Annotated in this window: 14 protein-coding genes and 2 tRNA genes; 10 read left to right on the top strand and 6 right to left on the bottom strand. The window is 39.5% G+C overall.

Annotated features, from left to right (window positions below; all coding sequences use genetic code 11):
* Positions 1–548 precede the first annotated feature (548 nt).
* From AM228_RS25190 to AM228_RS25165, 6 genes are all read left to right on the top strand, one after another.
* Entirely contained in the window at positions 549–1,079 is a 531-nt protein-coding gene (locus AM228_RS25190) for a heme-binding protein (protein WP_054469676.1), read from the top strand.
* Positions 1,080–1,261: 182 nt separating this feature from the next.
* Positions 1,262–2,221: an SPFH domain-containing protein gene (locus AM228_RS25185; RefSeq protein ID WP_072160919.1), complete on the top strand. Its 960-nt coding sequence runs from the start codon at positions 1,262–1,264 to the stop codon at positions 2,219–2,221.
* 196 nt (positions 2,222–2,417) lie between these two features.
* Positions 2,418–3,326, top strand: a complete 909-nt coding sequence (locus AM228_RS25180) for an FkbM family methyltransferase (RefSeq protein ID WP_054469675.1) — start codon at positions 2,418–2,420, stop codon at positions 3,324–3,326.
* Positions 3,327–4,049: 723 nt separating this feature from the next.
* On the top strand, positions 4,050–4,430 hold the full coding sequence (locus AM228_RS25175; RefSeq protein ID WP_054469674.1) for a hypothetical protein: 381 nt from the start codon (positions 4,050–4,052) through the stop codon (positions 4,428–4,430).
* Positions 4,420–4,827, top strand: a complete 408-nt coding sequence (locus AM228_RS25170) for a hypothetical protein (protein WP_054469673.1) — start codon at positions 4,420–4,422, stop codon at positions 4,825–4,827. The genes AM228_RS25175 and AM228_RS25170 overlap by 11 nt, the downstream gene beginning before the upstream one ends.
* A gap of 2 nt (positions 4,828–4,829) precedes the next feature.
* Positions 4,830–5,198 (top strand): HNH endonuclease, encoded by a 369-nt coding sequence (locus tag AM228_RS25165; protein ID WP_054469672.1) that lies wholly within the window; start codon positions 4,830–4,832, stop codon positions 5,196–5,198.
* A gap of 40 nt (positions 5,199–5,238) precedes the next feature.
* Here AM228_RS25165 and AM228_RS25160 read toward each other — a convergent pair whose 3' ends face one another.
* The 5 genes from AM228_RS25160 to AM228_RS25135 form a co-directional block, all read right to left on the bottom strand.
* Complete coding sequence (locus AM228_RS25160) at positions 5,239–5,643, bottom strand: type II toxin-antitoxin system VapC family toxin (RefSeq protein WP_054469688.1); 405 nt, start codon at positions 5,641–5,643, stop codon at positions 5,239–5,241.
* A gap of 235 nt (positions 5,644–5,878) precedes the next feature.
* Positions 5,879–6,067 (bottom strand): hypothetical protein, encoded by a 189-nt coding sequence (locus AM228_RS25150; RefSeq protein WP_054469671.1) that lies wholly within the window; start codon positions 6,065–6,067, stop codon positions 5,879–5,881.
* Positions 6,064–6,408, bottom strand: coding sequence for a hypothetical protein (locus tag AM228_RS25145; RefSeq protein ID WP_054469670.1), 345 nt, complete (start codon positions 6,406–6,408; stop codon positions 6,064–6,066). Before AM228_RS25145 ends, AM228_RS25150 begins: the two co-directional genes overlap by 4 nt.
* Positions 6,409–6,706: 298 nt before the next feature.
* Positions 6,707–7,015 carry a DUF3181 family protein gene (locus AM228_RS25140; RefSeq protein WP_054469669.1) on the bottom strand — a complete coding sequence of 103 codons (309 nt, stop codon included), beginning with the start codon at positions 7,013–7,015 and terminating at the stop codon, positions 6,707–6,709.
* A 39-nt stretch (positions 7,016–7,054) separates the two neighbouring features.
* A complete protein-coding gene (locus AM228_RS25135; RefSeq protein ID WP_054469668.1) occupies positions 7,055–7,315 on the bottom strand; it encodes a 2TM domain-containing protein in 261 nt (86 codons plus the stop codon).
* 272 nt (positions 7,316–7,587) lie between these two features.
* Here AM228_RS25135 and AM228_RS25130 point away from each other — a divergent pair, with 272 nt between their 5' ends.
* Positions 7,588–8,118: a magnesium transporter gene (locus AM228_RS25130; protein WP_054469667.1), complete on the top strand. Its 531-nt coding sequence runs from the start codon at positions 7,588–7,590 to the stop codon at positions 8,116–8,118.
* A 20-nt stretch (positions 8,119–8,138) separates the two neighbouring features.
* Here the strand turns inward: AM228_RS25130 and moaC are convergent, their stop codons facing one another.
* On the bottom strand, positions 8,139–8,750 hold the full coding sequence (moaC, locus tag AM228_RS25125; protein WP_082349081.1) for a cyclic pyranopterin monophosphate synthase MoaC: 612 nt from the start codon (positions 8,748–8,750) through the stop codon (positions 8,139–8,141).
* A 34-nt stretch (positions 8,751–8,784) separates the two neighbouring features.
* Here moaC and AM228_RS25120 point away from each other — a divergent pair.
* From AM228_RS25120 to AM228_RS25110, 3 genes are all read left to right on the top strand, one after another.
* Positions 8,785–8,858, top strand: a tRNA-Arg gene (locus tag AM228_RS25120).
* A 381-nt stretch (positions 8,859–9,239) separates the two neighbouring features.
* Positions 9,240–9,683, top strand: coding sequence for an NADAR family protein (locus AM228_RS25115; protein ID WP_054469666.1), 444 nt, complete (start codon positions 9,240–9,242; stop codon positions 9,681–9,683).
* A gap of 33 nt (positions 9,684–9,716) precedes the next feature.
* Positions 9,717–9,784, top strand: a tRNA-Val gene (locus tag AM228_RS25110).
* Positions 9,785–10,037 lie beyond the last annotated feature (253 nt).

Below are 10,037 nucleotides of genomic sequence, written 5' to 3'. Positions count from 1 at the left end.
GTTTGAACTCCAGTTATTTTCAGGTTATTAAAAAAATTCAAGTGTGTTTTTTTATCTGATTGTAGGGATTGAGTGCGATTAAGTCAACCGCCCCACCCACCAGGGGATGGGACTTGTAACTAATCGAAAGAATCGGTGCTACATTTGGGCGGTTTCAATAGACCTCTTGCAAAATTCCTAAAAGCCCCCCTTAAAAAGGGGGGTTGGGGGGGTCGAAATATTTATTTTGCAAGAGGTCTAATGGCGATCGTCAAGCCTTCCTGAGCCTCAGATAGCAGGGCTTCTTTTTGTTGGCGATGTTTGCGATCGGTAATAGACCTCTTGCAAAAATCCGAATTGATCCCCCCAACCCCCCTTAAAAAGGGGGGATAAACGAGAATTTTGCCAGAATTGTCTAATATCTTCTATGAAGATGAGAATACCGCCGATATCTTCCGTTGCCGTTTGCCAGGGCTGGATTTCCCATTTTAACCATTGTAACCGTTTCCTGCTCCCTAGGTTAGACTGATAAATCTGATCCCCTTGATTAATCTCTTTATTTTCTACTTATGCCATTACCCATCGGATTTCCCCCACCCACAGAGGTTCAGGTGATTTCAGTTAAACAATATCCTGAATATCGCGCTGTCACCTATACGCACAATGGGGCGGTGCAACAAGCCAGTCAAGTGGCTTTTAATCCCTTATATCAGCATATCAGTAGTAACAATATTGCTATGACTACTCCGGTGGAAGTGCGTTACTATGGTGATTCAGGGATACAAATTGATGCTTACAGAGATGCCTACAGTCATGCGGAAGTTTCCTTTCTTTATGCAGATCCAACGATTACCCCAAGGGCGATCGCGCCGAATGTGAAAGTCACCGATTACCCCGCGATGACTGTGGTCAGCATCGGCATTGCCGGGGCTTATACTTGGGAGAGTTACCAAACTCATTTACAAGCATTGCTCGATTGGTTAAGTCAACATTCTGAGTATAAAATTGTGGGAGAACCCCGACGCTTTCTTTATAATTCGCCGATGACTCCCGAAGCTTTGAAGCGGAGTGAAGTGCAAATCCCCATTGAATTGCATTAATTGTTGTTTGTTGTTTGTTGGTTGTTGTTTGTTATTTGTTATTTGTTGCTTCTTGCTTGTTGCTTGTTATTTGTTGCTTGTTATTTGGTGGAGGAGATATAATCCTAATAACAAACAACCAACAACGAACAACAAGCAACAACCAACGAACAAAGAATTCGCTAAATAGGAGCACAAATATCGTGAACACTTTTCTGATTTTATTTGTTCCTTTTGCCTTGGTATTACTAGGCGCTTATATTGCCACGTCGATTAAAGTCGTCAATGAAGGCAACGAAGCTTTAGTAGAACGGTTTGGCCGATTTAATCGCAAGTTAAAACCAGGGATCAATTTTATTGTCCCTTTATTAGACTCTGTGGTGCTAGAGGATACTCTCCGAGAACAAGTTTTGGATGTGGCAGCACAAAAAGCAATTACCAAAGATAGTGTTTCCATTGAAGTGGATGCGATTGTTTATTGGCGGATTTTTGATTTAGAAAAAGCTTACTATGCCATTAATAATCTAGAGTTAGCGATCGAAAATCTCGTAAATACGACATTGCGATCGGAGGTAGGAAAAATGAAGCTAGAGCAAACATTTTCCGCCACCACTGATTTAAATAGAACTCTATTACCAACCTTGGATCAGGTGACCTCTAATTGGGGAGTTAAAATTCTCCGCGTCGAGGTACAACACCTCAATTTACCCCAAAGATTAATCGAGTCAATGGAGTTAGAACGCGCCGCCGAAATTAGAAAACGCGCCAGTATTGCGGAAGCCGAAGGATTGGCGGAATCCATGAATTTAATCATTCAAACTTTACAGAGTCAAGGGAAAACTCCCCCCAATATGAACGAGATTCTAAAGTTTTTAATTGCTCAAAAATATGTCCAAGCTTCTCAAGAAATTAGTAAAAGTCCCAATAGTAAAATTATTTTTATGGATCCCAAAGCTTTAACCGAAAGCATCAATCGATTGATGGAATCAGACACTATGCAGTTATTAAATCCTGACTTGCCGATTCCTGGGACACCGGGAACCATGAATGGGGGGATACAGGGGGGCGGCAGTACGTCCTCAAATCCGACATCTTATGCTTCGTCAAACTCTAATTCTCCTACAATCAATTCACCGTTACCGGGAAATCAAACAAGTTCCTAAAATATTCTGGATCATTCTATCTACCGCGATCGATTCAAAATTCCCAGGGATTTTGATTGGTAGAAGTAGCAGTGATTTTTTTCGTAAAATATGTCAAAAATATTAACAAAAATTTTATATTTTGACCCCATTTTACCATCTATAGTTAATTTTCGTTTATTTTCGTCATATCCTAGAGCGGAGAGGTCAATTATATATGAAATTTGTCACCTATTTTAAAAATTTAGTTTATCAAAAATTTCCCCGATTTATTTTTCGGTGTTTAACCAACGAAGAACGAGTAATCTATAAATTAAATAAATATAATTTTTCCATGCTTCTCAGTTTAGGAGACAATGCCATTAGTCGGCCAATATTAGTCAAGGGAGAATATGAACAATCAGTGACTAAAGTATTGATTAAATATTTTAAGCCAGACCTGCATTTTTTAGATATTGGGGCTAACTTAGGATATTATAGTTTGTTGGTAGCCAGTCAGTGTCCTCATGCTAAAATATATAGTTTTGAACCAGATGAAAAAAACTTTCATTTATTCACCACCAGCATTCTTTATAATCAGTTTCAGAATCAGATTCAATCTTATGGTTTAGCTGTCAGTGACCAAAATAAAAATATCGTGATTTCAGACTTAGGAAACGGGGCAAATTATGGGGCTAGGTTCACCGGCAATAACGCCCAAGAGTTACGGGCTTATGTTCATGGAGAGAATCCTTATTATGAAGAAATACCAGCAGTTAGTTTAGATGATTTTTTACCAGATATTCAAATAGATATTGTCAAAATTGATATTGAAGGGTATGAACCCTTTGCCCTCAAGGGAATGGTCAACCTATTAAAAAAGAATCGACCGATTATTTTTGCTGAATTTGCCCCGTCTAACTTAAAATTTTTCGGCAAAATTGAACCGCCAGAATTTCTAGAATTTTTTACCAATCTTGACTATACCATCAATTTAATCGATCGCCAAGGCCAGGTAATTGCTTACGAGCAGAATATAGACCAGTTGATTCAAGATTTTGGCAATTATCAAACACATCATCTCGATCTGATTTTCTTGCCCCTTTTGTTGCCCCTTGGGGAAAAGAGTGAGTCAAACCCGGTCTGATAATTTCTCAGATATAGGGAAATTCTCAGACAGTGACTTGATGAGTTTATTGGGGCGTGATTCCGCTTTGATTGAATCCAGAGGCGATCGCCTCTTTAACTGCTGCCAGTTTGCTGATAGATTGTTGATTGTTGTTTGTTGACAGTTGACCGTTGTTGGTTGACCGTTAACAGACGGATAATATTGCTGAGGAGATATTGGGAGGTGGGGAGGCGATCTGATTGCTAACGGTAGAGTGAGAGTTTTAGACGGTTGTCCCTCAACTGTGCGGACTATTGAAGAAAGGGGGCGGTGGGGGCTTCACAGCCCCCACCGCCCATTCAGAACGGAGCGTGCTACTTTCACAGCAATCTGCTCCTAGCTGCGCTAGTTATTCCCAGACTCCTACTGGGGAGCTTTTTAGGAGTGGAAAACCCTTGGGAACTCGAGGTTCCGTTTCAAGTGACCTTTTCAGGTCGCGCCCGCGTAATCGAATCGCACTATAGATATTTACATTGACTGTAAGTCAAAGAACCAATATGATGGTACAATGATCCTTGTAACAACATGGTCATACTTGTTGCCAAAGTGAGATGCTACCTCAAAATATCTATGCCCAGTATTCAAGCGAAGTAATCGATTTAGCTAGATCGCCTAGCTTCCGCTTTCGCAGTTACATTAAAAATGTAGCATTTTCACCGTCAATACAGTGGATCCTTGATCGGTCATTATGAAAAAAATATTATGACTAAAAAAGAAGCAATTGAATTGGCTCGCCAAACAGGATGGACAAAAGCTGACGCAGAAAGAGCTTTTAGTAATTTTACAGGAGATATCAGTAAAAAGGATTTTTATATTGCTTTAACAGAGTTTGCTGGTTCTGAATTAAAACAGCGTCAACGTCTTCAAGCAAGTCAGAAAAGTGAAGTCACAAAAAAGAATAAGCAAATCAAGAAAATCGAATTAGATCATGCCGCTAAGATAGAAGATTATCAGAATGATCTTAGCAAAGAGAGAGAATTTTGGAGAAAACTGCTTTCAGGTGTTTATAGTAAAGCTAAAGAAGAATGGGGCTTTAGTAATCCTCTGATTGAAAAGATATTGAGTGAAGATAATGCAGCCTAAGCATCAAAAATCTGATTGGAACTTAACTCGTAAGCAATTAACCGCCTATGGATTATCAGAATATCATGCTATAATTCTGACTAAAGAACTAGAACCCATAGAAAAGAGTGGAAATGCTAATGTTTATTCGTGTCGGGAAATAATTGCATCAGCATATAACTACATTAAAAAACCTAATCTTAAGGCAGATAGTCAGGAATCTATCAAGAAATTGATCGAAACTTTACAACAAATGTTAGGTAATAAAGTGGAGATTCATTTTGAAGAATCGTCTAATAAAGATATCCAGAAAGCAGCAGCAAAATTAATTAATGCCATGTCTGAAACAGATAAATCATTAGCCAGATTAAAAGCAGATCGTTTAGAAATACTTCATAAATATAACCAGGAGATATAATCATGGATGATTTAAACTTTATAATTGCCAATTTACAGGATGCGATAGAAAAAACAGATAAATCTTTGCAAAGTCTAAAAAATGATCAAAAAATTATAGAATCAAAGTATGAACCAGTTACAGATGCTAGACGAAATTTTAACAATTGGAGAGATAGTGATGAAGGAAAGAAAACAAAAATTGAATTATATGAAAATCAAAGACATATATGTGCTAATCCAGACTGTGGATTGAAAAATGAATTACCTATTGAATATTTTGAAATAGATCATAAGTTACCTATTACTAAATTTCCAGAACTTGCTTTAGATAAAAGTAATATGCAATTATTATGTACACCTTGTAATAGAAAGAAAAACTCGAAAATATAAAATATAAAAATTGATTTTCAATATTATTTGAGTAAAACGCTTACCTCATTAATGCTTGAAAGCCAGCCTGAACAAAATGTTTATCAAATGTTAATGCTTGTGTTACTTGACTGTGTTTCATTACCACGAAAGAAACACAGTCAACTAAACCCCAAGATTTATCTTGATGTTTTTTGTATAAAGTTAATGATTGTTCCAATAAATCAGGAGTTAGCCGGACAACTTCCACATCATCAGACGCTAAAAATTTTTCCATTAATTCAACCGCTTCATTTTTATAGTTACTTGATAAAGTATTACCAACTTCTAAAAAAATTACATCAGTTGTAATCAAAGGATAACTTTCAAGTTGTTTAGCAAACGCTAAGGCCGCTTGGTGATATTGATCTCGTTTATTAATTAAAGCAACAATAAACAGCGTATCAACAAAAATTTTAGTCTTCACTGACATCTCTCCCTAATTTCATCGCCACTTGAACCGAGAAATCTTCAGGAGCATCAATGGAAATTTTTTGTAATTCAGACATTAAACTAGGCTGTTTAAACGGATATTCTCGAATCCTTGATTTTTTAGATAGAGTATCCCCTTAAATTGAGCTTTTTGTTAAATTTTCTATCTTTTCGTTTTGGAATCATTTTTTTTGCCATAATAACCTAATTATTTTAAATATAGACAATATTTAAAATAGTAAGTTTTGTTTAGTCATCTCTAATCTTTTTAATTTCTGTTCTCTAACTTCTTTTTCCATTTGAGCTAATAATTCTTCTAATTGAAATCCGAATTCTTGTAGTTCTACCCGATTTTTCCTTAAATTACTGACTAATCTTTTTCTAGTTTCTTCATTAGGAATAGATTTTTTTTCGCTCATAATAAACTCCACTCGATTTTAATTTCTTCAATACTACGTTCCAGCGCCGGAATTTTCAGTTGATTTTGAGTAATAGTCTTTTCTAGCAAGTTTAGCATATCGTTTGATAAACCAGGTTGAGCCTCGGCTATCCTGAGTCTTAATGTAGAAAGTTGAGCGTAGCGAGAACTCGCATCTAAAGCCACACCTTTCAATTCATCTAAAGAATTAATTGTTTCATCGGTTTCTCCGAAACGTTCAAACAGTAAATATTCTGTAGCTGTAGCCTCATCAACCAGTTTTGACAATTGTTTTAGCAGATCAAAGATTATTTCTAAAATATGATTAGGTAATTTTGCCATATTTCATGGATATATTGTTATTTGTAAATAATATTTTATCATGGTTTTATTCCATTTACCAGTAATGTACCTAGCATTCTGCTTCTTATATAATAGCATAAATAATATCCAATCGGAGAAGAAAGTAACATATTTTTAACGAATAATGTCAGCACAGATAATAGCAAAATTGATCGTTTACCTCGACACCTAAATACCCAGCATTGCTATTAGCTAAAGCATTAGCCAATCGATTATTGATTATTGATTGCTAGTGAATTTACCAAACAACCAATAACCAATAACCAATAACTAATAATTACATTTGCCGCTGAAATTCTTCGAGAATATTCATCAAATCCGTTTCACATTGCCGGGGCAATAAATCAATTAACGGCAGTTCCCGCCGTCCCCCACCTAACTTAATGGAAATACCGGCCAGAATGTCTCGCACGCGGGCTTCGGTGAGAGTATTTTCCGTCAGCAGGGGATAAAGCTGTTCCGCCAGAGTTTTGTGCAAATGGGCATCATCTAAACGCAAATGCCATTTAGCAATGTCCATATAGATGTTCTGACCAATTTCTGCGGCTAGTTCTTCGATTTCTTGGGTGTGACTGATATTAGCCATAAGCTGATTCCTATCTGTTAGTATTTGGCGGCTGAGAATCTATCTTTGGGTGAATTCATTCTCGGAATAATCAGCGATCGCAAAAATATAAAGGGCATGGGCTAAGATAATCAATAGCCATAAGCCGGTGAACCAAACAGTCCAAGAAAACTGTAAGCGTTGTAAGTTGAGGAAAAACCATAAACCAGAATTACTGGCAGCAAATATTCCCACATGGACGGCAAAGTTCATCCGGTCATCTAAGCGACGGTATTCTGGGTCGTTTTTTCGGTCTGGTTTGCGAGGCCAACGCGGTGGCATAGTTTACCTTCATCAAAATTCTTTCAGACTTATTGTACCGTTTTATTTCCCTGATGATTTTTCGAGAATCTGAGTTTTGCATGGGAATTTAATCCCAACCGGAGAACCTCTGCCCACAACCCCAGTCACGATAGATCGCCGATCGCTTTGGCGATCGCTTTGGTTAAAGGAAGATAAAAACTGGCAAATAATCTAGACAAGAGCGTTAGAATGCAAAAAGATACTTAAAATTCCCCAATGCCCTAAAAACTTTTCCCTAAACAATATTGAACATGACCGCCCTGCGATTTTTAAGAAAAGCAAGTTCTAAACGCAACTCCTGTTTAGCGATCGTTGCGCTTCCTGACGAAGCTTCCGCCTTCGGAGCTTATCGACTTCTACAATATCATGGCATTTCCCCAGAACATTTGGCGATCGTTGGCCAAGGTTATAGCAGTCCTGACAGTGTGGGACTGGTCGAACCGATGCAAATTGCCCGGCGTTGCGCTCGTCGGTTCGGCGCGATCGCCTCTGTGGTCGGGACAGTGATCGGTTTCGTCCTCTTCCTGATCTGCTATTTGTCTTTAGGCTGGCCCTTGGATGCCACCTTAATCCTAATAATTCCGGCAACAATGATCGCCACTGGTTTCCTAGGCGCTGTCCTGGGCGCTTTGTTAGCCTTCTTTGGTGAAGGTGCAAGCGCAGGAATCTATCGTCATCATCTGCGAAAAGGTCATTATTTATTAATGATCGAGGGAACTGAAAAATTAGTCCGCAATGCCCAAGCGGTTTTAAATCAATATTCAGCCCCCCAAACCCGTTAATGCTGATGTTTGATCCAGGCTCACTCTGGCATCCGCTGATAATCCCCAGATTTGCCTCCGCTTTTACTCAGGAGGCGAATTGCTTCAATCTGCATTGATTTATCCAAGGCTTTGGCCATATCGTACAGGGTCAGCGCCGCCACCGTAACACTGGTGAGAGCTTCCATTTCTACGCCAGTTTCCGCTTTGGTTTTCACCGCAGCCCGAATTTGATAGCCGGGAAGGTCGGGGTCAGGATTAATCTGCACCTCTATTTTTTTTAAGGGTAAGGGATGACAAAGAGGGATTAAATTGGCGGTCTGTTTGGCAGCCATAATTCCGGCCAACTTTGCTGTACCCAAAACATCCCCTTTTGGGGCGTTTCCCGCTTCAATAGCCGCAAAGGCCGATGGCAACATCCGCACTTGTCCAGCCGCGATCGCCTGTCGTTCTGTGGGGGCTTTCCCCGACACATCAACCATAAAGGCGGCGCCACTGGCATCGAGATGGGTCAGTTGACTGGGTGATGCCTCCTTGGTGGTGGGGTTGGAGGCGGGGGAGTAGGGCTGTGTGGCGCGATCGCTTGTCACCGCAGGTGTTTCAGCGTCCTCATGGGGGGAATTGAAAAAAAAGTTTTCGGAATTGTTTGACATTTCTCTGATTTATGTTAATATAAATTTCGGTTAAGGGCTTGTAGCTCAGTGGACTAGAGCACGTGGCTACGGACCACGGTGTCGGGGGTTCGAATCCCTCCTAGCCCGTTGGTGATTGACTCCTATAAATTAATACTTATAGGGCTTTAGTCAACACATAAAATATAAGTTTAAGAAATCTTTACTCAGTTAGCACTCTACCATAAGGGTGAATTGAGTAAAGATTTTTTTTAGGCTACCTAATATATCACAATTCTAGCAGTTACATAAGGCAGAATTTTCTCTCAATATTCTCAAACCTGGTGATTACTTAAACCCCTAAGACGGATGGCGCGATCGCTCATACAAAAACAAATCAAACCAATTGGTGTGCCTAACTTGGCCTAGGCAAAAAATCCGGGCGGTGGATTTTTGAAGATCCCTCAATTTGAATAATTTTAGTACCAAGTTCCGCCATTTATCAACTTTCTTTAAACAGGATTTAGGAAAATGCCGATTTACTTTTACAGCACTCGTGACCCTAATTATGGTTGTTTTTCCAACTTTTCCCGACATGGGTTTGAGTTAGATGACTTGTGGTGGCCAACCAGTGAGCATTATTTCCAAGCACAGAAGTTCGTAGAAAGCGATCGCCCTTGGTTTGAAAAAATAAATCAAGCAAAAACTCCCAGTATTGCCGCTACAATGGGGCGTGATCGCTCTCATCCTTTACGGACTGATTGGGAACAAGTCAAAGATGACATTATGCAGCGGGCAGTGCTAAAAAAATTTACAACTCATGCCAAACTTCGGGAAATTCTCCTCGCTACTGGCGATCAGTTAATTGTAGAAAATGCCCCAAAAGATTACTACTGGGGCTGTGGTGCTGACGGCACTGGCAAAAATCAACTGGGACAAATTTTAATGGCGGTGCGAGAAATCTTACGTCAATAGTAAATTAACCAGTCAATATTCATTAATCAATATGAGTCTGTAGATCAATGGGCGATCGCCTCTCACACAGGAGGCGGTGGGTTCAACCCCCACCAGATCCATCTATCTTATGGTGCCTGAAATCGAAATGGTGGAGACACTACCCTGTGAAGCTAGTTATTAGCGGGTTAGACTCCCGTCAGACACCCTGAAGTTTTATTTCTTCATCAACCACCGGAGGCCGAAAAGCGAGGCACCCTGCTGATAACGCGGCGATAGTAGGGGCAGTAGCAACAGGAGTGGATTCGATATAATTGAAATGATGGTGCGACTCGTTCACGCGAAAAGTGGATGGTAATACCTGAAACGTGCGCG

The sequence above is a fragment of the Planktothricoides sp. SR001 genome (assembly GCF_001276715.1).
In the GTDB taxonomy this organism is placed as follows: Bacteria; Cyanobacteriota; Cyanobacteriia; order Cyanobacteriales; family Laspinemataceae; genus Planktothricoides; species Planktothricoides raciborskii.
This window is presented reverse-complemented; position numbering and strand designations above follow the sequence as displayed.

Bases quoted from the DNA above. Each gene is read 5' to 3' on its own strand.
- AM228_RS25175 (WP_054469674.1), top strand. From the start codon at position 4,050: ATGACTAAAAAAGAAGCAATTGAATTGGCTCGCCAAACAGGATGGACA.
- AM228_RS25180 (WP_054469675.1), top strand. From the start codon at position 2,418: ATGAAATTTGTCACCTATTTTAAAAATTTAGTTTATCAAAAATTTCCC.
- AM228_RS25190 (WP_054469676.1), top strand. From the start codon at position 549: ATGCCATTACCCATCGGATTTCCCCCACCCACAGAGGTTCAGGTGATT.
- AM228_RS25170 (WP_054469673.1), top strand. From the start codon at position 4,420: ATGCAGCCTAAGCATCAAAAATCTGATTGGAACTTAACTCGTAAGCAA.
- AM228_RS25150 (WP_054469671.1), bottom strand. From the start codon at position 6,067: ATGAGCGAAAAAAAATCTATTCCTAATGAAGAAACTAGAAAAAGATTA.
- AM228_RS25145 (WP_054469670.1), bottom strand. From the start codon at position 6,408: ATGGCAAAATTACCTAATCATATTTTAGAAATAATCTTTGATCTGCTA.
- AM228_RS25135 (WP_054469668.1), bottom strand. From the start codon at position 7,315: ATGCCACCGCGTTGGCCTCGCAAACCAGACCGAAAAAACGACCCAGAA.
- AM228_RS25165 (WP_054469672.1), top strand. From the start codon at position 4,830: ATGGATGATTTAAACTTTATAATTGCCAATTTACAGGATGCGATAGAA.
- AM228_RS25140 (WP_054469669.1), bottom strand. From the start codon at position 7,015: ATGGCTAATATCAGTCACACCCAAGAAATCGAAGAACTAGCCGCAGAA.
- AM228_RS25115 (WP_054469666.1), top strand. From the start codon at position 9,240: ATGCCGATTTACTTTTACAGCACTCGTGACCCTAATTATGGTTGTTTT.
- moaC (WP_082349081.1), bottom strand. From the start codon at position 8,750: ATGTCAAACAATTCCGAAAACTTTTTTTTCAATTCCCCCCATGAGGAC.
- AM228_RS25130 (WP_054469667.1), top strand. From the start codon at position 7,588: ATGACCGCCCTGCGATTTTTAAGAAAAGCAAGTTCTAAACGCAACTCC.